At 64.4% G+C, this 25,646-nt stretch carries 23 protein-coding genes, 3 pseudogenes and 1 other annotated feature; of the genes and pseudogenes, 16 read left to right on the top strand and 10 right to left on the bottom strand.

The features are described 5' to 3' along the window. Position 1: 1 nt before the first annotated feature. From ABMA10_RS00600 to ABMA10_RS00565, 8 genes are all read left to right on the top strand, one after another. A complete protein-coding gene (locus ABMA10_RS00600) occupies positions 2-979 on the top strand; it encodes a carbohydrate ABC transporter permease (RefSeq protein ID WP_431031090.1) in 978 nt (325 codons plus the stop codon). Between the two features lie 89 nt (positions 980-1,068). Beyond that, positions 1,069-1,884 carry a carbohydrate ABC transporter permease gene (locus ABMA10_RS00595; RefSeq protein ID WP_431031089.1) on the top strand — a complete coding sequence of 272 codons (816 nt, stop codon included), beginning with the start codon at positions 1,069-1,071 and terminating at the stop codon, positions 1,882-1,884. Between the two features lie 29 nt (positions 1,885-1,913). Beyond that, positions 1,914-3,041: a Gfo/Idh/MocA family protein gene (locus ABMA10_RS00590; RefSeq protein ID WP_347867907.1), complete on the top strand. Its 1,128-nt coding sequence runs from the start codon at positions 1,914-1,916 to the stop codon at positions 3,039-3,041. A gap of 104 nt (positions 3,042-3,145) precedes the next feature. Then, positions 3,146-3,985: a sugar phosphate isomerase/epimerase family protein gene (locus tag ABMA10_RS00585; protein ID WP_431031088.1), complete on the top strand. Its 840-nt coding sequence runs from the start codon at positions 3,146-3,148 to the stop codon at positions 3,983-3,985. Further along, entirely contained in the window at positions 3,985-4,437 is a 453-nt protein-coding gene (locus tag ABMA10_RS00580; RefSeq protein WP_347867909.1) for a nucleoside deaminase, read from the top strand. Before ABMA10_RS00585 ends, ABMA10_RS00580 begins: the two co-directional genes overlap by 1 nt. A 189-nt stretch (positions 4,438-4,626) precedes the next feature. Next, the gene (locus ABMA10_RS00575) at positions 4,627-5,544 is read left to right on the top strand and encodes a ketopantoate reductase family protein (protein WP_347867910.1); all 918 of its coding nucleotides are present in this window, start codon (positions 4,627-4,629) and stop codon (positions 5,542-5,544) included. A gap of 259 nt (positions 5,545-5,803) precedes the next feature. Then, positions 5,804-6,634, top strand: a complete 831-nt coding sequence (locus ABMA10_RS00570; RefSeq protein WP_347867911.1) for a phosphotransferase family protein — start codon at positions 5,804-5,806, stop codon at positions 6,632-6,634. A 558-nt stretch (positions 6,635-7,192) separates the two neighbouring features. Beyond that, a complete protein-coding gene (locus ABMA10_RS00565) occupies positions 7,193-7,984 on the top strand; it encodes an NAD-dependent epimerase/dehydratase family protein (RefSeq protein WP_431030889.1) in 792 nt (263 codons plus the stop codon). Positions 7,985-8,135: 151 nt separating this feature from the next. On the opposite strand, the gene ABMA10_RS00560 is transcribed toward ABMA10_RS00565, so the two are convergent. Next, positions 8,136-8,804, bottom strand: a complete 669-nt coding sequence (locus ABMA10_RS00560; RefSeq protein ID WP_431031087.1) for a TetR/AcrR family transcriptional regulator C-terminal domain-containing protein — start codon at positions 8,802-8,804, stop codon at positions 8,136-8,138. Between the two features lie 137 nt (positions 8,805-8,941). After that, positions 8,942-10,447 carry an FAD-dependent monooxygenase gene (locus ABMA10_RS00555; RefSeq protein ID WP_431031086.1) on the bottom strand — a complete coding sequence of 502 codons (1,506 nt, stop codon included), beginning with the start codon at positions 10,445-10,447 and terminating at the stop codon, positions 8,942-8,944. Between the two features lie 105 nt (positions 10,448-10,552). On the opposite strand from ABMA10_RS00555, the gene ABMA10_RS00550 reads away from it, so the two are divergent. The 3 genes from ABMA10_RS00550 (at position 10,553) to ABMA10_RS00540 (ending at position 13,339) form a co-directional block, all read left to right on the top strand. Then, positions 10,553-11,077, top strand: a complete 525-nt coding sequence (locus ABMA10_RS00550; protein WP_431031085.1) for a hypothetical protein — start codon at positions 10,553-10,555, stop codon at positions 11,075-11,077. A gap of 580 nt (positions 11,078-11,657) precedes the next feature. Next, a complete protein-coding gene (gene fdxA / locus ABMA10_RS00545; protein ID WP_431031084.1) occupies positions 11,658-11,984 on the top strand; it encodes a ferredoxin in 327 nt (108 codons plus the stop codon). Then, positions 11,981-13,339 (top strand): FAD-dependent oxidoreductase, encoded by a 1,359-nt coding sequence (locus tag ABMA10_RS00540; protein WP_431031083.1) that lies wholly within the window; start codon positions 11,981-11,983, stop codon positions 13,337-13,339. Before fdxA ends, ABMA10_RS00540 begins: the two co-directional genes overlap by 4 nt. 465 nt (positions 13,340-13,804) lie before the next feature. On the opposite strand, the gene ABMA10_RS00535 is transcribed toward ABMA10_RS00540, so the two are convergent. Together ABMA10_RS00535 and ABMA10_RS00530 are read right to left on the bottom strand one after the other, a co-directional pair. Further along, the gene (locus tag ABMA10_RS00535) at positions 13,805-14,239 is read right to left on the bottom strand and encodes a DUF4190 domain-containing protein (RefSeq protein ID WP_431031082.1); all 435 of its coding nucleotides are present in this window, start codon (positions 14,237-14,239) and stop codon (positions 13,805-13,807) included. Positions 14,240-14,638: 399 nt separating this feature from the next. Further along, a complete protein-coding gene (locus ABMA10_RS00530; protein WP_431031081.1) occupies positions 14,639-14,878 on the bottom strand; it encodes a hypothetical protein in 240 nt (79 codons plus the stop codon). Between the two features lie 71 nt (positions 14,879-14,949). Here ABMA10_RS00530 and ABMA10_RS00525 point away from each other — a divergent pair. Then, a pseudogene (locus ABMA10_RS00525) lies at positions 14,950-15,168 on the top strand (recombinase family protein); the annotation flags it as partial. Between the two features lie 192 nt (positions 15,169-15,360). On the opposite strand, the gene ABMA10_RS00520 reads toward ABMA10_RS00525, so the two are convergent. The 3 genes and pseudogenes from ABMA10_RS00520 to ABMA10_RS00510 all read right to left on the bottom strand — a co-directional run bounded on the left by ABMA10_RS00520 (position 15,361) and on the right by ABMA10_RS00510 (position 17,701). Next, a complete protein-coding gene (locus ABMA10_RS00520; protein WP_431030804.1) occupies positions 15,361-15,597 on the bottom strand; it encodes a hypothetical protein in 237 nt (78 codons plus the stop codon). A gap of 251 nt (positions 15,598-15,848) precedes the next feature. Further along, positions 15,849-16,397: pseudogene (locus tag ABMA10_RS00515) on the bottom strand (IS30 family transposase); the annotation flags it as partial. Between the two features lie 36 nt (positions 16,398-16,433). Further along, positions 16,434-17,701 (bottom strand): IS3 family transposase gene (locus ABMA10_RS00510; protein WP_431030839.1). Its coding sequence is split into 2 segments (ribosomal slippage): positions 16,434-17,395 and positions 17,395-17,701, totalling 1,269 coding nucleotides; the frame shifts between segments, so codons are not numbered across the junction. 51 nt (positions 17,702-17,752) lie between these two features. Between ABMA10_RS00510 and ABMA10_RS00505 the strand changes: the two are divergent. From ABMA10_RS00505 to ABMA10_RS00495, 3 genes and pseudogenes are all read left to right on the top strand, one after another. Beyond that, positions 17,753-18,847, top strand: a pseudogene (locus ABMA10_RS00505) (transposase); the annotation flags it as partial. Positions 18,848-19,148: 301 nt separating this feature from the next. Next, positions 19,149-19,715, top strand: coding sequence for a hypothetical protein (locus tag ABMA10_RS00500; protein ID WP_431031080.1), 567 nt, complete (start codon positions 19,149-19,151; stop codon positions 19,713-19,715). Positions 19,716-20,607: 892 nt separating this feature from the next. Continuing rightward, on the top strand, positions 20,608-20,778 hold the full coding sequence (locus ABMA10_RS00495) for a recombinase family protein (protein ID WP_431031079.1): 171 nt from the start codon (positions 20,608-20,610) through the stop codon (positions 20,776-20,778). On the opposite strand, the gene ABMA10_RS00490 is transcribed toward ABMA10_RS00495, so the two are convergent. Next, complete coding sequence (locus ABMA10_RS00490) at positions 20,769-21,965, bottom strand: IS30 family transposase (RefSeq protein WP_431031078.1); 1,197 nt, start codon at positions 21,963-21,965, stop codon at positions 20,769-20,771. The genes ABMA10_RS00495 and ABMA10_RS00490 overlap by 10 nt on opposite strands. Before the next feature lie 123 nt (positions 21,966-22,088). On the opposite strand from ABMA10_RS00490, the gene ABMA10_RS00485 reads away from it, so the two are divergent. Then, entirely contained in the window at positions 22,089-22,427 is a 339-nt protein-coding gene (locus ABMA10_RS00485; protein ID WP_431031541.1) for a recombinase family protein, read from the top strand. Here the strand turns inward: ABMA10_RS00485 and ABMA10_RS00480 are convergent. Then, a protein-coding gene (locus ABMA10_RS00480; RefSeq protein ID WP_431031001.1) for an IS3 family transposase occupies positions 22,405-23,624 on the bottom strand; the annotation gives its coding sequence in 2 pieces (ribosomal slippage) (positions 22,405-23,345 and positions 23,345-23,624; 1,221 coding nt in all). The genes ABMA10_RS00485 and ABMA10_RS00480 overlap by 23 nt on opposite strands. After that, positions 23,233-23,346: a sequence feature (AL1L pseudoknot), on the bottom strand. (Overlaps the previous gene by 114 nt.) A gap of 386 nt (positions 23,625-24,010) precedes the next feature. Further along, positions 24,011-25,639: a hypothetical protein gene (locus ABMA10_RS00475; protein ID WP_431031077.1), complete on the bottom strand. Its 1,629-nt coding sequence runs from the start codon at positions 25,637-25,639 to the stop codon at positions 24,011-24,013. Between the last annotated feature and the right edge of the window lie 7 nt (positions 25,640-25,646).

Below are 25,646 nucleotides of genomic sequence, written 5' to 3'. Positions count from 1 at the left end.
CATGCTCATCGTTCCCTTCCTCCTGGGAACGGTCGTCATCCCGGCAGTCGTGATCATCTTCACGACTGCCGGTGAACGGCTGCTCGTCAGGTTCTCCCCTACCACCCAGCGACGCATCCGTCCCTGGTTCTGGCTCGCCCCGATCATCATCGTCGTCGGCGTCATCCTGCTCTATCCGATCGTCAGTTCGGTCATGCTCACCTTCGCTGGCCCCGACGGTACCGGAAACGTCGGCTTCGACAACTTCGCGTGGGCGTTCGGTGAGTCGATGCGTCCACTGCTGCTCAACAACATCATCTGGCTGGTGCTCCTTCCGGCAGCGCTCGTCGTCCTCGGCATAGTGCTGGCGGTCCTGATCGATCGAGTCCGATATGAGGCCGTGGCCCGCGTCATCCTCGTGCTACCGACAGCGATCTCGTTCGTCGCGGCATCCGTGACCTGGCGTGCGCTGTACGCCTATGCCCCTGAAGGCCGCACCCAGCTCGGACTGTTCAACGCCCTCCGCCAACTGGTCGGTCTCGAACCCGTCCCGTGGATTGCGAGGCCACCGAGCGACGCGCAGTGGCTCAACACCGTGGCGCTCGTCGTCGTCGCCGCCTGGGCCGGACTCGGAATCGCCCTCCTCGTCCTGTCCGCTGCTGTGAAGGCGGTACCGACCGAGCTGCTCGAAGCAGCACGTCTGGACGGCGCCAACGAGTTCCGAGCGTTCTGGAACGTCACCCTTCCGGCGATCTGGCCGAGCGTGTTGACCGTCCTCACGACGCAGATCATCGCAGCGATCAAGATCTTCGACGTCGTGTACGTCATGACCAACGGCAACAACGGAACCAACGTCGTCGCCAACCAGATGTACGGCGAGCTGTTCAATCGCCCCGAGCAACTCGGACACGCGGCAGCGATCGCCATCGTGCTCCTCGTCGTCGCCACCCCCATCATCTGGTTCAACATCCGATCCGTCCGGCAGCAGGGAACCCTATGAGCGCCGCAGCCTCCACCACTGACACCGCCGCTCCTCGCCCCCTTCACCGGAGGCGGCGGATCCATCCGAAGCAGCGCTTCGGACGGATCGTGCTCCACGCCATCGTCACCGTCGCCTGCCTCGTGTGGTTCACACCGATCCTGCAACTGCTCGCCGCGGCCCTCCGCACCAATCCGGACACCGCCGCGAGCGGTTGGTGGAACATTTTCGTCGACCCGCTCATCACACTCGACAACTTCGCCGCCGCCGCAACGGTCATGCGCCTCGGCAGCACCGTGCCCGCGACGCTCGCGATGTCCATTCCCGCGGTGATCCTCACCGTCCTGCTCGCGGCCTATGGGGGGCATGCGCTCTCCCGCTGGGACTTCCGCGGCAAAGGAATCGTCTACGCGGCACTCGTCGGACTCATGGTCGTACCTCCTCAGGTCACCCTGGCACCCCTGGTGCAGCTGTTCAGCGCTGTCGGACTGACCGGTAACCCGGCGGCGGTCTGGTTGTGGTCGCTGGGCTTCACGCTGCCCTTCGGCGTGTTCCTCATGCGCGGCTACATGGCGTCGCTTCCCGAGGAGCTCATCGAGGCGGCGAAGGTCGACGGCGCAAGCGAGCTCCGCGTGTTCTTCCAGATCATCCTCCCGCTGTCCGCGCCCATCCTCGCCTCCCTCGGCATCCTGCAGTTCCTCTGGACGTGGAACGACCTCCTCACTCCACTGATCTTCGTCGGGCCGGCCTCTGCGAACGCCCCCATCACCCTGCAGCTCGCAAATCTCCTGCAATCCCAATCCGGAGGTGCCACCAACCTGCTCTCCGCAGGCTCCCTCATCGCAGTCCTCGTCCCCCTCATCGTCATCGTCTCGCTGCAGCGCTACTTCGTCGCCGGCATCACCGCCGGAGCCGTCAAGGGCTGAACCACCCCTACGAAAGCAAGGTCTCACACGTGAACACACCACCACCACCGGCCACCATCGGGCTGATCGGCGCTGGCAACATCTCCCGCCGCTACATCGCCGGCATCGCGCGCTTCTCGCACTTGCGCGTCGTCGCCGTCACCGACGCCGTCCCTGCCGCTGCACGGCAGCTCGCCGCAGAAGCCGGCATCACCGCGCACGACACGCTCTCGGCGATGCTCGACGACGACGGCATCGACATCGTCGTGAACATCACCCCGCCCCTCGCCCATGCTGCAGTGACCGTTCAGGCGCTTCAGGCAGGCAAGCACGTGTATGTCGAAAAGCCGATGGCCGCCGCACTGGCCGACGCGGAACTGATGATCGCCGCGGCCGCCAAGACCGGCATGCTCCTCGGCTCCGCCCCGGACACGTTCCTCGGAAGTGCCTCGCAGACTGCGCGAGCCGCCATCGATCGCGGAGACATCGGCGAGCCGATCGGCGTCGTCGCGTTCATCACCCACTCGCAGGCCGAACGGTGGCACCCGAATCCCGGCTTCCTGTTCCAGCCCGGAGGTGGTCCACTGCTCGACATGGGTCCGTACTACGTGGCGGGCATGGTGAACCTCCTCGGACCCGTCGCACGGGTCTCCGGCACCACGCGCATCGGCGCGTCGAAGCGCGCTGTCACTGCACCCGACCGTGTCGTGGATGAGGTCAGCGTCACCACCACCACTCACGCCAGCGCGACCCTGACCTTCGCTTCCGGCGTCGTCGGCACACTGGTCGCGAGCTTCGACATCTGGGAGAGCCACCTGCCGAAGATCGAGGTGTACGGGACTGAAGGCGCACTCTCCGTCCCCGACCCCAACCACTTCGACGGGCCGGTGCTCCTCCGCCGGAACGATGCGGACGTCTGGACGGAACTCGAGCCGGCGCTCACCGTCAGCGGTGCACCCGACAGCCCGGAGCAACTGCTGCGTGGCATCGGCGTCGCCGATCTGGTCGGCGCCATCGAGGGCGGACACCACCGCGCCGACAGCGCACTCGCGCTCCACGTCCTCGAGGTCCTCGAAGCCGTCGAGTCATCCAGCTCCCTCGGCCGAGAGGTGCACATCATCAGCCGTCCGGACCGCCCTGCGCCGCAGGGCCCCACGGCCACCATTGCCAGCAACTGAGCAGAAGGAAGACACATGACACTGGACAAGCCTGCGTACGGCGTCGACGCCATCACGTTCTACCACCCGTCGTTCTGGGGGGGGTCGACAGCTACGACGACATCATGGACATCCGGCAGAGCGACCCGAAGCGCATCTGGAACCACATCTTCGATGCGCTCAACGAAGCAGGCGTCAGCCACCTCGAGCTCACCTTCCCACCCGCCGACTGGCAGTCCGCGATCGACGCGTTCGGATCAGCGGCCGCGTTCAAGCGCGAACTCGACAGCCGCGCACTGGCGCTCACGGGCGGCTTCATCCTCGCCGAGGACTGGGGACACGGGACGACCTCTGCACAAGCGGTAGCAGACGCCCTCGCCTACACGGACTTCCTCAGCGAGACGGGCGGAGACGTACTCGTCGCTGGACCCCCGATGCGGCGCAGCCGCCACGCACAACCCCCGCTCTTCATCGACCTGGAGTTCCTGCAGCGGTTCGCGGACGTCGCTCATGCTGTCGGCGACCAGACGCTTCGGCGCGGTGTGAAGCTCGCCCTCCACACCGAAGCTCACTCCAGCTTCTCAACTCGCCGCGACATCGACCTGCTCCTCTCCCTGACCGACCCGGAGTACGTGTTCTTCTGCCCCGACACGGCGCACATCGTGCTCGCCGGCGGCGATCCCGTGCAGATCGTCGCCGATCACCTCGAACGCGTCGCCATCGCCCATTGGAAGGACGCCACGGGTCCTATGCCTGCGGGCATCGAGATCAACGGCGAATCGATCCACGAAGCACACCGCGAATACATGTGCTCGCTGGGCGACGGTGTCGTGGACTGGGACGCGTGGGCCGATCTCTACACCAGCTCCCCAGCGGCGTCGATTCGGCTGCTCGAACTGGATGCGGTCCCAGACCCGATCGGCGAGATGCGCAGGGCCGTTTCCTTCCTCGAGCCGGGCGCCTGATGATACTGACTGACGAGCAGATGCTGACGATCGCGATCGAGCAGGCGACACTCGGTGCGCTCGAAGGCGGCATCCCCATCGGTGCCGCACTCTTCAGCGCAGACGGTGAGCTGCTGGGCGTCGGCCACAATCGCCGCGTGCAAGACGACGACGCGTCGATGCACGCGGAGACCAGTGCCTTCCGGGCTTCGGGCCGACAACGCACGTATCGGAACACCGTGATGGTCACCACCCTGTCGCCGTGCTGGTACTGCTCCGGGCTCATCAAGCAGTTCGGCATCGGACGCGTCATCGTCGGTGATGACCGCAACTTCTCGGCAGGCCAAGCATGGCTCGCAGAGCAGGGTGTCGAGGTGACCGTCCTCAACGACCCCGCGATGGTGTCGATCATGGCCGCGTTCATCGCACGCGAGCCGGCGCTCTGGAACGAGGACATCGGGCTCGACGCCTAGCCGCTCCGTTTCGAGCTGAGACGCACGACTGCGGCGGGCCGCTGTAGACCGCAGCAGCCCGCCGCATTCGGGCGTCAACCCTGCACGACACCGATCGGTGTCTGGGTCGCGATCCAGCGGTAACGAGCAGCACACCCACGCCTGGCATGCATGCACCGCAGCGCATACGGAACCCCTCAACATGGACACATGAACATTCTCATCGTGGGGGCCGGTGCTACCGGCCTCGCTGTCGGGGTTCGATTGGCCCAGGCCGGCCGGAACGTCACCTACCTCGTCCGCGGTGAACGACAACGAGTCATCGAACGTGACGGCATCACCCTGACAGAGCCCGAGGGAAGACACTCCGTTGCCGCGGCGACCGTCACCGCTGACACCCTCACCAGCACATTCGATCTGATCATCGTCTCGGTGAAAGCCAATGCGATCGTCGCAGTGATCGAGGACATCGCCCCTGCGGTCGGCCCAACCACGGTCATCGTCCCGTTTCTCAACGGTATCCGGCACATCGACCTGCTCGACTCCCGCTACCCAGGCCGTGTGGCAGGTGGGCTCATCAAGATCGTCGCCACCTTGGACCAGCACGGCGGCGCGGTACAGATGACTCCGCTCGCCGAGATCACGGTCGGATCGCTCAGCGCCGAACCAATTCCAAGCTCTGTCCGGCAGCTCCTCGACGTCCCAGGGCTGACCGTCGTTGAAGCCGATGACGTGTGGCTTCGGCTGTGGGAGAAGTGGGCGTTCATCGCATCAGCAGGCATCGTCACCTGCCTGTTCGACAATGCTGTGGGGCGCGTCCAGGAAGCCGGAGGGCTCCCCTACATTCACGCGGCGATCCGCGAGACTGAGGCCATCGCCGGTGCCGCCGGTTTCCCCCCACGTGGTGCCGCACATGCGCAGTCCCTCAGCCTCCTGACCGAACCGGGTTCACCGTTCACGTCTTCCCTCTTTCGGGACCTGACGGCCGGACGAGTCACCGAAGCCGAACACATCTTGGGCGACCTGGCAGACCGAGCACGGGAGTTGGCGGTACCGACGCCACTGCTCGATCTCACCCTTGTGCGAGTGCGTGCAGCGGAACTCAGCAGAGTCCATTCGCAGCCCTGACCCTCGCGCACCCTGCCCCGACCGGCGACGTCGACGCGAGCGGGTCGGCACGATCCGTCACCCAGCGCCCGTCTGAGTGCGACCACCCCTGACTCCGAGTACGAACGCGCCGCACGCACCGCGACGAAGATGCCCCTGCTGGGCATGACACTCGGTGGCCAGGACACCGCGTGGTCCGCACGATTCTGGTTCGATAGCAGCGCACACGGGCATGCCAGGCACAAAGCTGGCAGCCGCGACCTGTGACAGGGTGGGCCGAATGGACGCCGTAAGTATTGAGAGCACCGTCGCCGCAGCGTCGCGAGTGCTGTCTCGTCACTTGGAGTTCACGCGCGTGCTCACTGGGGGTCAGCATGCTCAAACTGTCATGGCGTCGGACGGGAAAGCGCATTACGTCGTCCGCACGTTCGATGCGGGTGATGATGCCGCCGAGCGGGAGGTAGCGATACTGTGTCGGCTCGATTCTCTGGGGCCGTTGACGCCAAAGCTGCTCGGGTTCGGAGAAGCAGCGGGTCGTCCAATGATCGTGACCTCTGCTTTACCGGGAGGCCATCTCGACCCTGCTGTTTCTCTCGTCACCGCGGCCGAGCAGATGGCCGGCGCATTGGCCGCAATTCATCGTTTAGATGGGACCGACCTTCGACAGGAGCCGCGCCCACCTCAGGCCGGTCTCAGCAAACTGTCTGCGCGAGCAGTTGAGCTGTGGAACCAGGTCGATGTGACTTCTCGGGTGTTGACGCACTTCGACTTCTGGTGCGGAAATGCTCTGTGGGACGGCGAACACCTCATCGGCGTCGTCGATTGGTCCGGTGCGCGGTCTGCGCCCCGCGGAGTTGACGTGGCGTGGTGCCGACAGGACTTCGTCCTATTGGGATCACCAGCGGCGGCCGATCGATTCCTTGAGGCCTACGAGCAACATTCCGGGCACTCTGTTCCGGACGTTGGCGCTTGGGACGTGTTGGCGGCCGAACAGGCCCACTCTTCTGTGGAGTCTTGGGGGTTGAACTACCGCGGAGTTGGACGAGAAGACATCACCTCAAACGTTCTGCGCCAACGATTTGACGCCTGGACGCACGATCTGATGGTCTAGCAACCGGCGCCCTGTCTCTGAAGCGCTCTGAGCTTGTCTGAGACTCCTGGCCTTGGAGTCGGAGCGGATGTGGGTCAAGCAGGCCGACGTCGATGACGGGAACGTCGCCGGAGTGGTGAGCAGGCTCGTCCGAAATCTGCTCAGCCACAGCTTCCCGCAGCGCGCGCACGGCGTCGACGTCCCCGGCTGCAGGGCTCGGGAACGACCGCTCCAAGACCTCGCCCGCGGGGTAACCGGCAGGATCAGTCCGGGCTTCATGAGGACCACGACGTCGGCCGCGGTGATGTCGATGCCGAGCTCGGCGACGGTTGCGGCGACCGCAGGGGCGTCCGACGGGGCAAGGCCTGCTGAGGTCGCGGTGAAGCAATCACTCGCGAGGTGTTCGAGTAGGGCTGCGCCCGACTGGGAGCGGCCGGCGTCGTGCTGGCAGATGAACAGGACGACGGGCTTGGACCGCGACGACATCGTTCCGGAACTCTTTGGGAAGACGACTGCGCCCATTGACCGACCGATTGTCGGGCGAACCGCACGTAGTCCCCGGTCCGTACAATCAGGAGGATGTCGAAGATTGCTGGGAGTCGTTGGGTCATTACGGGTGCGGCCGGAAACATCGGGCGAGAGCTACGCTCTGCTCTAGCTGATCGGCAGGTGGACCTCGTCTCGATGGATATCCGCTCGACACCTCCGATCGGCTTGCAGGACACTGTCGTCATCGCGGATCTTGCTGAGCTGGAGTCGCTCGTGGAACTGTTCGCGGGGGCGGATGGTGTGATCCACCTCGGGGGGATTGCTGACGAGGCGGACTTCCACGACCTGGCTCAGGTGAACATCATCGGCACCTACCACGTCCTCGAGGCAGCACGGCGGGCCAAGGTGCCGCGGGTGGTCTACGCCAGCAGCAACCGGCTGACGGGTATGTACTCCGCCAGCGAGCACGTCTCGCCCGACATGCCTCCCCGGCCCGACGGGTTCTACGGCGTGTCCAAGGTCGCGGGAGAGGCACTGTGCCGCCTCTACGCGGACAAGTTCGGGCTCAGCACCATCTCCCTCCGCATCGGCAGCTACGAACAGCAAGCGGAGTCGCCACGTGAACAGCGGACGTGGCTGAGCCCAGCCGACGCAGTGCGGGCCTTTCTCGCCGCAATGACGACGTCGGCAGACACAGCCGTGTTCTACGCCGTGTCCGCAAACACTGATCGGTGGTGGGATCTCGACGCGGGAATCGCGGTGGGCTTCGTCCCCGAAGACGATGCCACCGCAGGAAACCCCGCAGAACACGTCGACGCAGACACGCCGCAAGGCGGGACGTACGCGGCCACCGGCTACTCGACAGCTCAGATGCGCCGGTAACCTCTCGTCCTGCGGGTGTTCCGTGGTCGCGGTGCGCTGAGGCCCGTGAGCACGGAGTCTCTTGATCACCAGCAACCTGTCCGGCCCTGAGTCCGGACCCCGCGTTGACCCGGACGGCCCGCCGGGCTCTGCTGCGCCTGCAATGCTCCGGTCAGCGGCTCTTTTCGAGCCCCCGCAGGATGAGGTCGAGACCGAATGCGAATTCTTCGTCGAGTGGGCGTGGGAGGTGTTCGGCGACCGCTGCGGTCGCAGGGAATCGTCTGCCGCCATCGCTGTGCAGGAGTTCGCTGAGCTGCGTGCGGCCGGCATCTGCCTCTGCTGCGGTGGTCGCTGTTTGCAGGGCGAAGCCGAGGGCGAAGTGGGAGATGGCGGCTGCGGCTTTCGCCGCGGTGACGGGGTCGAAGCCCTCGCGGAGCAGCGCGGCGAGCATGGACTCCCGGATGCGCATCACGTTCGGGCCGGTGAGGATCGCCTCGGTGAGCAGACGTGCTGCGTCGCGTCGTGCGGAGAGCGCACGGTAGCTCGATGTCGCGATCGAACGGCAGGCGTCCTCCCAACTGAGTTCGGCGCTTATCGAGTCGGGCAGTTCGACTTCGCCGAGCACGTGGTCGAGGATCATCCCGATGAGCTCGTTCCGGTTCGCGACGTGCCGGTAGAGGGTCGCCGTACTCGATGACAGCCGGGTTGCGAGTGAGCGCAGCGTCAGCGCTTCTGCACCGCCCTCGTCGAGGATCTCCAGAGCCGTCTCGATGATGTGTTCCCGCGCGACCCTCGGGCGGCCGCGGCCGCGGGGGGTGTCGTTCAGGGCCACGGGATCCATTCGCTGATCGCATCTCCCATCACCAATTCGAGGTCCCGGCCCTTCAACCACGGCAGTTCGTGGAGGAACAGCTCCGCGCACTCCGACCAACTGCAGTCTATGCGGGTGATGTCTGTGCCCCAGAAGTCGTCGGCAGGTCAGCGAGCTGGGAGCATGGCGGTCAGCGCCGCGGCCAGACCGCTGTCTGTCGCTGGGAGGTCGCCGATCGCCGCGATGTAGCCGTCCGGTCGGACGAGCACGAAAGCGTCGGATTCGATGCCGTAGCTGCGGTGGAATTCGGCGTTGCGCGTCTGGTCGAGGATGACGTGTTTCAGGGATGCTCCTGAGGGCGGCCAGGCGATCTCGGAGGCTGCCGCTGCGGCCTGTTCGCCGAGGGTGACGAGGGTGAAGTGCGGGCCGCGGAACTGCTCGAACATCGTGCTGGGCGCACCGTCAGCGGTCTGGATTGGAGCATCAGGAGCCCGGTCGCCCGCAGCCACGGGCGGCCCGACCTGATCTCCGCTGTCCGGCGCCAACGGGCCGCCGCGGTACGAGAGCGTGAGCTGTCGCTCTTCATCGCCGCGCTTCGTGGCGACGAGCGGGCTTTCTTGCAGATGGCTGTAGAGCGCTGACGAGAGCCCCAGCACGCGGGCCGCGACGGGCCGGCGTTCTGCTTCGTAGGTGTCGAGGAGCGCATCGGGAGCGCCGGCGAGTACTTGGCCGAGTTTCCAGCCCAGGTTGTAGGCGTCCTGCACGCCGGTGTTCAGTCCCTGCCCGCCCGTGGGCGGGTGTACGTGGGCGGCGTCGCCGACGAGGAGCACGTTCCCCTGCCGGTATCTTTCGGCGAGTCGGATGTTCGGACGCCAGACGGAGGACCAGAGCACCTCGCGGACCTGCAGCTTCGCACGACCGACGAACGGGCGCATGAGTCGTTCGATCGCATCGCGATCAACGGACGCCGCATCATCCGGGCGCAGTTTCAGCATGAGCTGGAATGAGCCGTCGGGGAGCGGGCACAGCGCCAGGAAGCGCCCGCCGGGACGTGGCCACATGTGCCAACGGTCGCGGGACAGGCCGGTGAGGGCGAGATCGGCGACGATCATGCGGTCGGAGGCATCGGTAGTGCCTTGGAAGGCGATACCGACCCCGCGGCGCACGTTGCTCGCGCCGCCGTCGGCTCCGATGAGGTAGCGGGTACGCAGCGTGGAAGTGCCATTCGGGCCCTCGAGGAGCGCGGTCACACCGCTCTCGTCCTGTTCGTAACTCGCGAGCTTGGTCGAGTACTGCACCGAACCTCCGAGGGCTTCGAGCCGTTCGCGCAGCGACTGGTCGGTAGCGCTCTGTGGGGCGAGCAATGTGTTCGCGTGCGGGACGTCGGCCGTCGGGGTGTGGTGCTTGATCATGGTCCGGCGCAGCGTGAGCGGGCCGAGATGCACACCGAGCGGCGGGTACAGCCCCGAGCGCGCCTCGAGCGCGGGGAGAACACCGAGGTCGTCGAAGGCTTCGAGGGTCCGAGGCTGGACGCCTTTCGCCCGTGAGCCGGGGAAACCGTGTTCGGAGGATTCGACGAGGCGGTAGCTCACACCGCGGCGCTGGAGGTCGCAGGCGAGCGTCAGGCCGCTCGCGCCTGCGCCGACAATCAGCACATCTGTAGTCGCGTTCATGGGTGGCCTTTCGGAGTTGCGAGACGAGGTCGCTCATTCTCGCGCTATTTATGGCTACACTGTAGCCATAAAGCATCCGTGTGTCGATCACCTCGAGGAGATGGCATGAAACCCTCAGCTCGCACCCCACGCTTCGCCGGCGTCGCCACACCAGCGCAGCAGGCTGAATCAGTGCGCGAGGGTATCTACGTCGCGTTCACCTCCCTGTCGGTGACGATCGTGCTCGCGCAGCACCATGCGCCTTCAGCAGGCTCGGCGGCGCTCACAGTCCTGGTCACGGCGCTGGGAACCGTCATCGCCACTCTGGTCGCGGACGTCATCGCGAATCTCGTGGTGCACGATCGCCTCTATGACCGCACCGAGTTCGCGCACGCCGTCCGTTCATCCATCGGATCACTGGTGGTCATCGTTCTGCCGCTGCTGCTTCTCGGGGCGGCCGGACTCGGGCTGTGGGAAGCCGATTCCGCTCTGGTGGTCTCCGCGATAGCGCTCGTCGCATCCCTCGTCGTGATCGTCACCCTCGCTCTGCGAGGCACGCGGCTGAGCCCCTTGCCGCGCGTCATCCTGGTCGGCGCGATCGGCATCGCCGGACTGCTCGTCGTCGCTCTTCAAACCCTGTCCCACGGGTAAGACACACAGATCGGCTCATCCGCGGTTTCGAGCTTCGCCCATGTCTCCAAGGCAGAAGGTACCCCGCATGGGCGTGATAGATGCCTCTGCCACCTGAGTCGGTCGACCCCGGAATTGAGAGCTGCGTCGAGGTTCCCCCGCCAACCGATGCACTGTTCCGGGATAGATGACCAATTCGCCAGATGAACCGATGAGGACGGGCGTGAGGACGGCCGGGATGCCCAGGAACATCAGCATGAGCGGCGTGCGCTCGGGATGCGAATCCACGAGAGAGAACACGCTACCGACGAGCACGATCCCCACCCCGAAGATCAGACCGATGATGATGCCACGCCACGGCGTCGGGCGTCCGAACCGGATGACCACGCGTCGTCTCCCTGGTTCTTGGTCCGTTTCCGACTGACCCCACGACGCCCGCTGGCACCGCAGGTGTGCCCTGTGGCTCGCCATCACACCGTACCGACCGGTGCGGGCTCCTGATTTGACCTCAAGTGAACTTGAGGTTTTACGGTTGTCGAGTGGCCCGAACGCGGCCGATCGACCCGAATGAGGACCGTGTGACCCCGACGAGGACCCGGCGATGACCTATGTGATCGCTCTGCCGTGCGCCGATGTAAAGGACAAGGCCTGTATCGACGAGTGCCCCGTCGACTGCATCTACGAGGGTGAACGAGCGTTGTACATCCACCCCGACGAGTGCGTGGACTGCGGCGCTTGCGAGCCGGTGTGCCCGGTCGAGGCCATCTACTACGAAGACGATCTGCCCGACGAGTGGCAGGACTACTACAAGGCGAACGTCGAGTTCTTCGACGAGATCGGGTCGCCGGGCGGCGCCGCCAGGACGGGGCTGCTCGCCTTCGATCATCCGATCATCGCCGCGCTTGCACCTCAGGAGGAACACGCATGACCGTCGCTGAACCGCGCATCGCCATCGTTGGGGCAGGGCCGGCCGGAATCTACGCCGCCGACATCCTCCTCGGCCTCGCACCGGCCGCCTCGATCGACCTGTTCGAGAAGCTCCCGGCGCCCTACGGCCTCGTCCGGTACGGGGTCGCCCCGGATCATCCGCGCATCCGCAAGATCACCGATGCCCTGCACGACGTGCTGGTGAACCCACGCATCCGCCTGCTCTGCAACGTCGAGATCGGCGTCGACGTCGAGATCGAGGAACTGCGGGCGGCCTACGACGGGGTCATCGTGGCGACGGGCGCCGACCTTGATGTCCGCCTCGACATCCCGGGGATCGACCTTCCGGGATCTTTCGGCGCCGCCGACTTCGTCGCCTGGTACGACGGGCACCCGGATGCCGCGCGCACCTGGCCTCTCGAGGCGGAATCGGTTGCGGTGCTCGGCGCGGGCAATGTGGCGCTCGATGTCGCCCGGATCCTCGCGAAACACGCCTCCGCGCTGACACACACGGACACCCCGGATGCCGTGCTCGATCAGCTCGCCGCCAGCCCACTGCGCGAGGTGCACCTGTTCGCCCGACGAGGGCCGGCCGATGTGCGCTTCTCGGCGATGGAGCTGCGCGAGCTCGCCGAGCAGGACGACGTCGACGTGATCGTTGACGCGGAGGAGCTCGTGCTGGATGAGCACGCCGAGCGGATGGTCGCGCAGTTCTCGCAGCGCCGCATCGTCGTGCGCACCATGACCGAGTGGGCCGCGCTCGATCCGGCGGTCCGGACGGCCTCGCGCCGCATCCACCTGCACCTGCGTCAACGTCCCGTTCGTCTGCTGGGCACGGACCGCGTGGCCGGCATCGAGATGGAGCGCACCGCATCGGACGAGCTGGGGCGGATGCTCGGAACCGGCGATCTGCTGCACTACGACGTCGGAGCGGTCTACCGGGCAGTGGGCTACCGCTCGGCCCCGGTTCCCGGGATGCCGTTCGACGCGGATCTCGGAGTCGTTCCCCACACCGAGGGGCGAGTCGTCGACGCGGCGGGAGCGCCGATCCCGCGGTTGTATGCCACCGGCTGGATCAAGCGCGGGCCGGTCGGACTCATCGGCTCGACCAAGTCGGATGCTGCGCAGACCGTCCGTCACCTCGTCGACGATCTCGCCGAGGCCGAGCCCGTCTCGCGCGGCGAAGAATCGATCGACCGACTCGGGCATGCCGTCGACCTCGACGGCTGGCTGCGCATCGACTCCGCCGAGCGCGGCGCCGGAGCTGCACGTGGACGTGAGCGGACGAAGATCGTCGACCGCGCGGAGATGCTCGCGCATGCGAAATGGGAACAGACGACGGAAGTCGGCCGATGACCGTGACACCACTACCACGCCGCTCGAGGTGGTGAGCCGTAAGCCGGTCCTCCAGCGACCTTCGAGTGCCGATCTTCAACCCGCTCTTCCGCCGGCGCTGGGTGTCCCGTAGACCCTGCCCGGTGAACCTGCCCGCCGAAGCGCCCTGCCCGACTCACTCCGCGCGCCTCAAGACGGAGTAGGTTTGCGAGACACATGGTCCGGCGTCGACGCCGACGAACTTGGGCGCGGAAGTCCGCAGATCTCGCAGCCGGCCTACTGTCTAGAAACCTCATCTCAAACTTCGCGTGTCTCACCGAGCTGCGGGTTGTTTTTGAGACAGGCTGCTGCTTGAGATCGGCCTGCCGCTCCGGATCTACCTCGGGTTTCCGCTGCTCGGGCCAATCCGCGCGAACGAGCTCGCCGCATTGGTGGCTGCAGAGCACCAGGCGTTATCCGTCCGCGTGCTCGACTAGCTCAGCCGATCTAATTCAGGATTGCCGCCACGATCGGGAGACCCGTGCCGACAAGGGCGAGCGGGATTGCCGCGACTACCATGGACGACCCGCCCTGACCGGTTCGCTTGATGTCAGCCCGGGCAGTGAACGCGACTGGCAAAGCCATTACACCGACGATCACCGGCGCGAGCCCTCCGATCTGAAACACCGCGCCGACGATTGCCACGAGCGCCAAGACGAAGGCAGCGACAGCGTATCCGCTTACGCGCGGTGTGCTGGCGATCGTCCTGGCCACACCGCCGACTCGATGCGGGTCCTGTATCCACGCGCCGTAGTACCGAGCGGCGGCATCGCTGTCCGCTAGGAGCGCCCGAGCTTCGTCATCGGAGAGGTTGAGCCCGAAGGATGCACGAAGCTGGGCGTCGGGCAAGACTCCCCTGAACTGTTCGTAGGTCAGGCTCATATCGGAATAATGGCACATGCTGAGCATTGGGGCCTGGCGAGCCAGACTGCCACTCGTTCGAGCGTCATTCGTCTCTGCTCTGCCTGTGGACCATCACGGATGGTCGCGTGAGTAGGACCTGAGGTAGTTAACTCTCCGGCGGATTGCACGACGGAGCGTCCGGCCACGTGCCGCCTGACGTGCTCACGCTTGTCGTGTCGAGGACCGCTGGGTTCCATGTCGCTCTTTATCTCACCCCAAACCAGCCAGAAGTAGTTGCCTCCCGGACACAGGTCGTCACTAGGAAAATTGTTTGAGAATGGAAAGAGATGTTCCGGTTCGTGCGGTTTGATCGGAGCATGGACGGTGCGCCCACGGAGGTAGATCACCGCCTGCATCGTTCGTCCGTCGATCGAGCTCTCAGCTCGTTCCCAAGAGCCAGATTGCATGAACAGGGCTGGCTTCTCGGACGTAGGTCGCGATGCCGAACAGATCGACGATCACCATACCCGCAGCGAACACGATGACGATCGACAAGATGGGATTCTGTGAAGCGGCGCTGAGCGCCTGATAAGCGGTACGCCAGGCGCCAATCTGAACCAGCACGAGGAGAACGAATGCTTGCTTGATGCGATTGAGGCAGAAGAAGTCGCGCGCCAATACCGCCGAGGAAGATCAGAAATAGGTCGCGCCGTGCGTAATGGGGAGGAGGCGATCAGTGGCAAGCAAGGCTCGCCACCCTGCCCGTGTTCGAGCGCGAGCTCATCGTCGAACGCGTCGACGCCGGCATCGCCGCGGCCCGTGAATCCGGCACCCGCTTCGGGCGCCCACCAGCGAACCCCGACACCATCGCCGAGACGCTCGTCACCGACGCCCGCAGCCGCGGCCGCACAGCCGCAGAGGCTGCCGTGCTCGTCGGTTGGAGCCGCGCGACGCTCTACCGACGCTAGAGCGACACCTCGGGCAGAACCCATACAGTCTGACGTTTCGAGCAGCTCAGTTTCGGCGACGAGTTATGAGCACCCGACCCCCACGGAAATTCGCTGCAGCATTGAAGCAACCCGTCGCATGCTCAGAAACGATGGCGGTCTCAACCGGTCAACGCACCACCCAGTCTGATGATTTTATCCAGCAGTTCGGTATCACAGCACGAGCGGGAACCAGTGTCGGTCGCGCAGTTGGGAGTCATCGCGGATGCTCACCCAGGTGCCTTCAACGATTGGGGCGTTCTCCGAAGTCCATACCCCGAAGTGTGCGTGGGGCGTCGGCCAGGCATAGTCATCTTGCGGTGATTCGACGACATTTCGCACAGCGCCCGCAAACTTGAGTTGAGTCCCGTAGCCGGTTATCTGCTCGGTGAGGCTGGCGATTCCGAACACTCCACTCGGATCGTTGGGCCCGACTAGCCGCATTGGTAGGTCGAGTCGTCCGGTTTCCGGCCGAGGCACGCAGAAGACCCGGTCTGCCTGTCGGAGCAGGAGCCTGACGACGCACATGGGCGTGGGCGAGCTGCTTCGGCGGATCACTTCGGCCCGGCCATGGAGAGGAAGCCACGCGGCGTCCGGTGTCACGTGAAGGACAGTCTCATCTTCAGTAATCACCCCGCGAGCGTAGCTGAGTCAGCGGCCTGTCACGTCTCTTCAACCGTGCCTCGACGCGACGTTTGCCCCGGCATGTGTTGCTGGAACAACTCCGCTGACGTGGCCCAGTTGAGGACATGGCGCGGCCGGGTGTTGATTCGCAGGGCAATCTCGTCAAGGTCCCGCCTGGAGAAATCGCGCAGATCTGCGCCCTTGGCCAGGTATTGGCGCAAGAGTCGATTCGTGTTCTCGTTCGACCCGCGCTGCCAGGGCGATCGCGGGTCGCAGAAATAGATGTCTAGCTCGAGATCTGTCGAGAGTTGTTGATGTTCGGCCATCTCGCGCCCGCGATCCCAGGTCAGTGACTTTCGCAGATCTGGGGGTAGCTCGCGGAGGTCTCTGGCGATTGCGAGGCGGACCGCGTCGGCTTTGTAGCCGTCGTGCAGGGGCACCACTCGGACGTAGCGTGTGGCTCGTTCGACGAGCGTCGCGACCGCCGAAGGTCGTTTCCCCATCACGAGATCTCCCTCCCAGTGTCCGACTTCTACGCGCTCGTTCACTATGGCTGGTCGGTCCCGTATGGGAGTCATGTTCCGGAGGACGCTGAAGCGCCCTGGGTCTGATGGAGACTCGCGCTATTTGATTCCCGCCAGCTGGTCGACGGCGGTTTGGCCAGCATAGAAGGCCTGCTCGAACTCGGTGGGTGGGACGTCGCCGAGGTAGCCGTGCAGGCGCTGCGTGTTGTGCCAGTGCACCCATCCGAGCGTCGCGAGCTCGAGGTCCTCGACTGTTCGCCAGGGTCCGGGGCGTGCGGGCCCGCGGACGAGTTCCGTCTTGTAGTAGCCGTTCACCGTCTCGGCCAGGGCATTGTCGTAGCTGTCGCCGACGGTTCCGATCGATGGTGTTGCACCGATCTCGGCGAGACGTTCCCCGTAGCGAATCGACGTAAATTGAGACCCTGCGTCGCTGTGGCAGCGGAGATCGGCGTGGTGAGCGCCGCGCCCCCACCTCGCCATCTCGATCGCATCGAGGACCATCTCCGTACGCATGTGCGACGCGCACCGCCACCCCACGACCATCCGGCTGAACGCGTCGATGATGAAACAGACGTAGGCAACGCCCGCCCACGTCGGCACGAACGTCAGATCCGTCACCCAGAGCCGGTTCGGGGCTGTTGCGGTGAACTCTCGTTTCACCAAATCCGGATACCTCGCCGAGGCCGGGTCGGTCCTGGTCGTCTTCACTCGCTTCGACCTCGTCGCTCCCTCGATGCCCGCAGCACGCATCAGCCGGCCCGTCTGATCTCGCCCGATACTGAGCCCCGCGCGGAGGGCGCTCTTCCAGAGCTTGCGGACACCATAAACGCGATAGTTGTCTTCCCAGAGCGTGACAAGCTCGGGCGTGAGGGCAGCATCGCTGAGTGATCGCGCCGACGGAGCGCGGTCTTTCGCGGCGTAATACGTGCTCGGAGCCACCTGCAAGAGTGCGCAGATGGGCTCGACTCCGAGCGGGCGACCTTCGACGACGTCGTTCTTGTTCGCGTCGATGAACGCGACTACTTCCGGTGTTGGCGGTCGAGCTCCGCCCCGAAGAAAGACGCTGCCCGCTTCAGAATCTCGTTCGCCCGCCGCAACTCGCGGTTCTCCTGCTCAAGCTCCCGCAGCACCCGACGCGCCTCCGCCGTGCTCACACCCGCGACGTGCCCGTCGTCGACGTCGGCCTGCTTCACCCAGGTCCGCACCGATTCGATCCCGTAACCGAGCTGCGTCGCGACGCGCTGCACCGTCCCGTGCTCGGTCCCCAGCTCTGCCCGCAGCGTCCGCACCATCCGGACCGCGGCGGCCTTTTCTTCCGGTGAATACCGACGCGCCGTCGGCTTCCCAGATCCCTGATTCGACACCATGACTCCATCCTCGTTTCCAAGGTCAGGAGTCTCCAACAAACTCAGGGCGCTTCATTGACGCTCGGGCGACTCTCTCACGTAGATCAGAACTATGTTCGCGCCGAGACCCATGCGGCCGCGAACAGGTTCCTGATCGACGCGCAAGCACAAGCGCCAATCGCGCAGCTGTGGGGCGGCGGCCTGGTCGCGTCTGTCGACGGACTCCGCTTTGTGGTCCCGGTGCGGACATTGAATGCCGGCCCATCGCCGAAGTACTTTGGTTACAAACGCGGCATCACCTGGTTGAACGCCGTCAACGACCAGGTCGCGGGAATTGGCGCGCAAATCGTGCCCGGAACCCCGCGGGACAGCATGCACATCCTCGACGTGCTGCTCAACCTGGACGGTGGCCCGAAACCAGACATGGTCGCCACCGACGAGGCGTCGTACTCAGACATGGTCTTCGGGATCTTCCACCTCCTCGGCTACCGGTTCTCGCCACGTATCGCCGACATCGGCGACACCCGGTACTGGCGTGCCACTTGGCCAAGCGGCACCAGCTCCGACTACGGTCCGTTGAACGCAATCGCCAGGCACAAGGTCAACCTGGCACGGATCACCGCGCACTGGCCCGACATTCTCCGCGTCCTCGGCTCTCTCGTCACCCACCAGGTCCGCGCCTATGAGGTGCTGCGGATGCTCGCCCGTGACGGCCGGCCCAGCCCGCTCGGGCAGGCGTTCACCGAGTACGGTCGGATCGCGAAGACCCTGCACATGCTGGCGATGATCGACCCAGTCGATGACACCCATCTCCGGCTCGTGAACCGGCAAACCACAGTCCAGGAATCCCGACACCGCCTCGCCCGGAAGGTCTTCCACGGCAAACGCGGCCAACTGCACCAGAAATACCGAGACGGGCAGGAAGACCAACTCGGTGCCCTTGGCATCATCGTCAACGCGATCACGCTCTGGAATACCCGCTACATCAACGCCGCCGTCACCGAGCTCCGCGCGCAAGGCCACCCGATCGATGACGTGGACGTCGCCCGGCTCTCCCCGCTCGGACACGCACACGTGAACGAACTCGGACGCTACAGCTTCCACCCCGTCACCGATTCAACGAAACTGCGACCGTTCCGAGAGAACAGGCAGGACGAGGACATCTAATTGCGCAGAGCGGCCTGTCTGAAGGCAGCTCCGCGATCTACGTCCAGACAATGTCCATGATGGTGAGATCGTGCACGGTGTCCCGATCCGCGGATCGCTTGAGGGTGAACGGTGCGACGAGAATTCCTTCCTCTAACGCCCGAGGTGCGCCGTCCACCGAGGCAACTCCTTGACGCAATCTGTCGCATAGAGGGATACTGTGTCTCACAAAACATCTATGTTGACGCCCTTGCGCAAGACGGATGACACCGCGTTGGAGCAAGGCTCATCCGATCTCATCGCTGAGGGAAGGAAGTACCGAATGAAGCTCTACACACTCGTGACCGCCGTAGCAGTTACAACGTTGCTCGCTGGGGCTGTGATTGCACCAAGCAGCGCGGCACACGCCACAACGGCAGCGGCAGCGACCTCAACAACCGCGAGCATTCCACTGCCAGAACATCCAAATGCGCCGATCGATTTTGCGGCGGCAAAAGAACAGCTGCTCTCCCAGGGTACGGTTCTGAAGATCACAGAAAGTCCCGCTGGAACCGCTACAACCATCGACCTGGACGGACTCACTGTCACTCTCACTGAACCCAATCCAGTTTCCCCTCGGATGGAAACGAACCTTCTTCCGAACGCGATCGTGGTCACTCTCAATACGACGGAGCAGCAAGCCCTTGCCAATGGGACCGCATTCGCTATCGGTTCCGCGCTCTGCGAACTTCCAGTGCTCGGCTGGATCGGCTGCCTTGGAATTCAAGGGGCCCTAGAAGTAGCCGGAACCTGGCTTGGCGCCGAGGGGCTATGTAAGGGAGAGTTTGACATTACCTTCAGCTTGCAGTCCGGGGATGACAACTGGATGTCATATAGGTGCGCTGCTTGATATTCCATTGAGTCCTGATGACCTTGTCGAAGAGAAAAAAATTTCCGCATCAAACTAGGAATAGTCCTGGTCGCACCGTTTTTTGGATTGGCCCTGTATTTCTTTTCAGAGAAATATGAGTTTTTTCAAAAGCATGTCCTGCCGGTTATTTTCTTAGTTTTCGTAGTCACAGCACTTGTTAGTTTGTTCTTTGACGTTAAACGTCACTTGCGCGAACGGAAGAGCTCAAGCGAAGGTTAAACTGATTTCTGAGTAAGGAGCCACAATGCCTTCATCGTTTCCGGGAAAGCGAATCGACTGGAGGAATCCGCGACAGTTCGGAAAATTTGTCGGCCTTCTGTGGATCCTGAACGTATTCGGTACGCTGGTTGGTTTCCTCGTCCAAGCCGCCACCGGCGCTCGGGATTGATCAAGTGTCACCGGGCACATGCTCCCCGTTCTGCTCGGCGCATCTATCGGATGCGGATTGCTCTGGGTTGGAAGCGCTCTGTACGCCAAGCGTCACCCCACAGGTGACTGAATAGATTCGTACGCTGTCCTCGAAGGGGCGTCCGTGGGTTTTTCATGGACGCCCCTTCGTCTGTCGCCGGCCGGCGCTGTGCTGCTCCGCGCTTCCCTCTGACCTCGGCACCGATCCACCTCGTCAGTTGCCTCAACGCTCAGTCCTACACCGCTGTTACCCAGACCCACAGCCCAGCAAATCCACAAGCAACGAGAGTGACGATCCGTGAGATCCTCAGCGGAGGCAGTGTCCCAGAACCATGGAACTGGAACACCCATCAAGCGGATCCAGGTCGCCTCACGATTCCAACAGCTCGGGCGTCTCACAAGTCATCCCACAATTGTGTTCCACAAGAACCGCGTCTTCACAACAACCGGTACATTGGATAACATGGACATCGGTTATGCACGCGTTTCGACCGCCAAACAAGACCTCGAACGGCAAATCGATGCTCTCACCAAAGCCGGGATCGCCCGCAAACAGATCTATGTCTGTGGCAGTTTTAGTGGGACCCACCGGGGCAAGGCGCTTTCTAACGGTCGTCGCAACACTCAGCGCTGAAATGACTCGTTCACGAGCTTAGTGAAGCGGTCGTGTGGGGTGTCCCAGTCGAGGATTCTGCGGGGTCGGGTGTTGATCTCGGTCGCGACCGTCTGGAGTCGTCGGGGCGTGTGAATGCTGAGGTCTGAGCCCTTCGGAAAGTATTGCCTCAGGAGCCCGTTCATGTTCTCGTTCGATCCTCGCTGCCAGGGCGATCGTGGGTCGCAGAAGTAGACTTTCGTGTCGGTGGCGGCGGTGAACTCGTAGTGTTTACTCATCTCCCAGCCCTGATCCCAGGTCAGCGTTCGACGCAGTTCCGGTGGTAGCTTCAGCATCGCCGTTACCAGCCCCTGACGGACCGAGTCGGAGCGGTTCGCGACGTCGACAGGGATGAGCATCACGAACCGGGTGGTGCGCTCAACGAGCGTCCCAATCGCAGTTTGGTTACTTCGACCCATGATGAGGTCGCCCTCCCAGTCGCCTGGAGTGGAGCGGTCGGTTGGGTCGAAGGGGCGGTCGCTGATCATCAGCACGTCGCCGGCGAACCGGGCGCGCTTGCGCGGGACCATCCGTGATGGTTTCCGTCGACTCCGTCCGGTTCGCAGTGTTCGGACACCGTCACGCGCGAGCGTCCCACCGCGCCAGTCATAGAGATCCCGGTAGATCGTCTCGTGGACCACGCGCATCGCCGGGTTGTCGGGGAAATCGACACGTAACTGCCGGCAGATCTGGTCCGGACTCCACCGCCGGCCAAGGAGCTGCTGAATTTGACGGCGAAGGACAGGGTTCTGGGCGATCTTCCCCGCCCGCGGTCGCAGGCGTCGAACTCGAGCGAGCTTGTGGGCGTGGAACGGCAAATACTTGCCCTTCCCGTCGACATTGCGGCGCACCTCCCTGCTGATCGTCGCCGGTGACCTGCCCAACGCGACGGCAATCTGACGCAAGCTCTGGCCCTGCCGACGGTAGTCCGCGATCGCGATCCGCTCATCCTCCGACAGATACCGGGTCGAGATCGCCGCATCCCGCAGCAGGGCGATCGGCGGATACGTGTAGACCTTCCCGTTCCGGGGATCTCGAACCCGCCATCCGTTACGCCATTTGCTCCCAGTCTTCCGACCGATCCCGAGGATCCGACAGATCTCCGAATTGTTCATCCCCTGCTTCGTGAGCTCGACATACCGAGCCCGCTCCGCAGTCTTCCCCTGCATCCCGGTCTTCTTCTGAACCGCTCTTCCACGTGACAACACAACTCCCGAAACTACTCAGGTGTTGCGACGACCGTTAGAAAGCGCCCTGCCCCTGGTGGGTCCCACTTACCTTGACATAGCCAGATCTACGTCGACAAGAAATCCGGCGCCACCACCAACCGACCGGGACTGACCGCCGCTCTTGAGTACGCCCGCGACGGAGACATCATCGTCGTCCATACGCTCGACCGGCTCGGCCGCACCGTCCGCGACACCCTGAACCTCATTCACGACCTCCAAGAACGCGGCATCGGCGTCCGAAACCTCGCAGACCCCATCAAAATCGACTCCGCCAACCCCGACGACCCCATGGCCGGACTCGCGCTCGTGCTCCTGGCCCTGTTCGGGCAGATGGAACGCACCTACACCCTGTCAAGCCCCGGGTTTGGTAGAGGCTCGGTTAGACCCGTTCCATCACGGTGATGGTGGGTAGTTGCGTGTAGAAGTTGTTCTCGGCTTCGACGGGTGGGATGTGTCCGATCTCGCCGTGGAGTCGGCGGTGGTTGTACCAGTCGATGTATTCCGCGACCGCGATCTCGAGCTCGTCGATCCCCTTCCACGGGCCGAGGTTGCGGATCAGTTCGGCCTTGAATAGAGAGTTCAGCGCCTCGGCCATCGCGTTGTCGTAGCTGTCGCCCTTGGACCCAACCGAGGCGACTGCTTCTGCCTCAGCGAGGCGGTCGGTGTAGCGCACGGCACGATATTGGACTCCACGATCCGAGTGGTGGACAAGTTGTGACAGGTCCCGGCCGGCACGCTGCCGCGTCCAGACGCCCATCTCGAGAGCATCGAGGGCAAGCTCGGTGTGCATGGTTGTGGAGAGCTGCCAGCCCACGATCCGGCGGGAGAACACGTCCAATACGAACGCGGCATACACCCAGCCGGAGAACGTCCGAATGTAGGTGATGTCCGCAACCCAGAGGCAGTCCGGTGCAGGTGCGGTGAACCGTCGGTCAACGAGGTCCCCCGGACGATCCGTGAATGGCCCAGGGATCGTCGTGCGTGGCCCCTTGGCCCGCGAGATCCCGCGGAGACCCTCCCGACGCATGAGCCGCTCGATCGTGCACCTGGCCACCCGGTGGCCATCGCGACGCAGCTGCGCATGGACCTTCCGGACGCCATAGACGCCATAGTTCGCTTGGTGCACGGCACGGACCTTCACCACGGTGTCCTCGTCACTGACGGACCGCTGCGAGGGCGGCCGAGACCGCGCGGCATAGTACGTCTGCGGGGCAATCGGCAGTTCCCTGCAGATCGGCTCGACCCCGAACTCTTCCTTGTGTTCATCGATGTAGGCGATCATCTGCTGTGTGGGCGGTCGAGCTCCGCCGCGAAGAAAACCGACGCGCTCCGCAAAATCGCGTTCGCCCGCCGCAACTCCCTCACCTCACGCTCCACCTCGACCAGGCGAACCGCAGTATCAGTGGACGTCCCCGAACGCAGACCCCCATCGACCTCGGCGCGCTGGACCCAGCCACGCAACGTGTCCGACGGGACACCAAGCTGCCGGCCGATCCTGGTACACACACCACGGCGGCCCCCATCCGCATCACGCGCCTCGAACACAAGGCGCACTGCACGCTCTCTCAATTCCGCCGGGTACTTCCTCAAAGCTGGCATACTCCTCATCCTTTCAGGACGATCAGAGTCTCCATCAAACCAAGGGCAAGACAGTGCTTGTGCCGGGCGGGACTTCCGCCACACGTACCAGCGCAGGCGAAGGATCGACGCGCGGCCGGTGGAGCGCAGCCCGCATCCGGCAGCGTCGAGCAGGATCAGGATGAGTACGGCCGCGATGACGATCGCGGACGCGCACGCTTGCGTCGATGAGGGGAAGGCTGTTCCACGCATCAGTAGGCCCAGCAGGGCTGGCGTCGACCACGGGTACTCCTCGCCGGTGGGGGTGAAGATGTTGCCGAGGTGCACGGCGGCGGGGATCCCGAAGATGAGCATCAGTGCGATCGCCAACCACGCCATCAGGACGCCCGAGAGGTGTCGGATGGCCATCATTCTGTTCTCCTGGCCGGCCGGTGGTTGGCAGCGGGTTTCGTCCAGCGTTGGTTGGTGTCATGGAGGCGTCGTTCTTCGTCGACGATGATCGTCTGCACGGCGATTCCGGTCGCGTCGCCGACCTTGATCAGTGCCTTCCCGGCACCTGGTGGTGGTTTCGGGCGCCCGGTGCGGGTGCGACGGGTGCGGAAGGAGCGCGGGGTGCGCCACCCGGCCACGTGTGCGCGTTCCTTCTCGTTCAACGAGATCGACGTGTCATCCAGCGCCCGGAGGTCGTTCTTGGCCAGGCCGAAGACGACGAGCATGCCGGCCTTCTCAGCGAAGCTCATCGCAGTCACCCGGTCCTCGTGCGTGGGGAGCATCTGGGCGTCCTTGGGCGAGTGGGTGATCTTCACTTCCGCGACGCCTTCGTGCCGGTTCGTGCGCGCGACCTGGTCGATGAGACCGGCCAGCCCGGGTGCGAGGCTCATCGGCTTCCAGAGCTCGTCCTGCACCACGAACGGGTTCTTGAACATCACCTCCTTGGGGAACGCTTGGGACAGTTCCCACTGTGCGTCGATGGCGCTGAACCCGTGCGCCCAGGTGGCAATCATCACCGCGGCGAGCACCTTCTTATCTGCCCGTCGCATGCCTGACAGGTCCACAGACACCCCGCCTGGGTTGTCCATCCGGATCTGCACCGTCGTTTTGCCGTTGAACATGACCCCCATTGGTCCGTGCAGGATCGACCGCAAGGTACGCAGCAGCGGCCTGGTGGCTTTCTGGTACTGCACGGTGGAGTACGACACGGTTGCTCGCATCAGATCCGGGTCGTCGGTGCCGGCCTCGATGACATCGACGAGATCGTTCAGGTCTGGGTCGTTGGTGGTGGCGTGCGCGGCATGGATGCCGAGGGTGAGGGTGGTCTCTTCGAAGTCTTCGAGCGACCGGCCACGGACGAGACGTGCGAGCGCGATGACGAGCGTCGCGGACTGCTGCAGGGCGAGCTCGGTGAGTTCTGCTCCGACCGTCCCGCCGATGCGTGAGGCGGCGTCCATGAGGGCGCCGAGATCCAACGGGTTGATGGTGCATCTGCCCGGCGCGACGTCGATCACCGTGCCGCCAAGTGCCCGGATCGTTTCGGAGTACTCGCCCTTCACATCGCCCAGAACCATCGGCGGGTAACCGCGATCCGCGAGGCCCACGAGCCAGCGGATGACCAGGGTCGACTTTCCGAGGCCTGGGAGGCCGAAGATCATCGCGGAGGGGTTGGCGATGAAGCCGACCATGAACCAGGTGACCGGGTCGCCGTAGACGAGCGACCAGTTCGTGAGGTCGGCGCCGAGGGGCACACCGACGGCCGGGCGTGCGGAGCCGATTGTCCACGGGTATAGACCACAGACCTGCACAGAGGAGGAGATCCACGTCGCCAGCTGCGGCATGAGTCCCCATTTGCCGCCGCCCGGGCCGGCGTACCCGCGGGGTGTCAGTGCGAGGGGCTTGGGGAGGTGGGTGGCGGGGTCGTACGGTTTCTCCGCGGGGCCGCCGTGCCGGCTTGTCCGGCGGGCGGCTTTCTGCTCGTTGCGCTCGGCGCGGGCGAGCGCACGGCTGTAGGCGCGCTGCTGTGCACGTGTGTTCGAGGTCATGACCGGG

It is taken from the genome of Plantibacter sp. RU18, assembly GCF_050613355.1.
Lineage (GTDB): Bacteria > Actinomycetota > Actinomycetes > Actinomycetales > Microbacteriaceae > Plantibacter.
Note: the sequence above shows the minus strand (reverse complement) of the source record. Positions and strands in the feature narration are given on the sequence as shown.

Bases quoted from the DNA above. Each gene is read 5' to 3' on its own strand.
- ABMA10_RS00490 (WP_431031078.1), bottom strand. From the start codon at position 21,965: ATGCAGGGGAAGACTGCGGAGCGGGCTCGGTATGTCGAGCTCACGAAG.
- ABMA10_RS00550 (WP_431031085.1), top strand. From the start codon at position 10,553: ATGAAACCCTCAGCTCGCACCCCACGCTTCGCCGGCGTCGCCACACCA.
- ABMA10_RS00570 (WP_347867911.1), top strand. From the start codon at position 5,804: ATGGACGCCGTAAGTATTGAGAGCACCGTCGCCGCAGCGTCGCGAGTG.
- fdxA (WP_431031084.1), top strand. From the start codon at position 11,658: ATGACCTATGTGATCGCTCTGCCGTGCGCCGATGTAAAGGACAAGGCC.
- ABMA10_RS00565 (WP_431030889.1), top strand. From the start codon at position 7,193: ATGTCGAAGATTGCTGGGAGTCGTTGGGTCATTACGGGTGCGGCCGGA.
- ABMA10_RS00475 (WP_431031077.1), bottom strand. From the start codon at position 25,639: ATGACCTCGAACACACGTGCACAGCAGCGCGCCTACAGCCGTGCGCTC.
- ABMA10_RS00580 (WP_347867909.1), top strand. From the start codon at position 3,985: ATGATACTGACTGACGAGCAGATGCTGACGATCGCGATCGAGCAGGCG.
- ABMA10_RS00585 (WP_431031088.1), top strand. From the start codon at position 3,146: ATGGACATCCGGCAGAGCGACCCGAAGCGCATCTGGAACCACATCTTC.
- ABMA10_RS00535 (WP_431031082.1), bottom strand. From the start codon at position 14,239: ATGAGCCTGACCTACGAACAGTTCAGGGGAGTCTTGCCCGACGCCCAG.
- ABMA10_RS00495 (WP_431031079.1), top strand. From the start codon at position 20,608: ATGGACATCGGTTATGCACGCGTTTCGACCGCCAAACAAGACCTCGAA.
- ABMA10_RS00600 (WP_431031090.1), top strand. From the start codon at position 2: ATGCTCATCGTTCCCTTCCTCCTGGGAACGGTCGTCATCCCGGCAGTC.
- ABMA10_RS00540 (WP_431031083.1), top strand. From the start codon at position 11,981: ATGACCGTCGCTGAACCGCGCATCGCCATCGTTGGGGCAGGGCCGGCC.
- ABMA10_RS00560 (WP_431031087.1), bottom strand. From the start codon at position 8,804: ATGGATCCCGTGGCCCTGAACGACACCCCCCGCGGCCGCGGCCGCCCG.
- ABMA10_RS00575 (WP_347867910.1), top strand. From the start codon at position 4,627: ATGAACATTCTCATCGTGGGGGCCGGTGCTACCGGCCTCGCTGTCGGG.
- ABMA10_RS00500 (WP_431031080.1), top strand. From the start codon at position 19,149: ATGAAGCTCTACACACTCGTGACCGCCGTAGCAGTTACAACGTTGCTC.
- ABMA10_RS00555 (WP_431031086.1), bottom strand. From the start codon at position 10,447: ATGAACGCGACTACAGATGTGCTGATTGTCGGCGCAGGCGCGAGCGGC.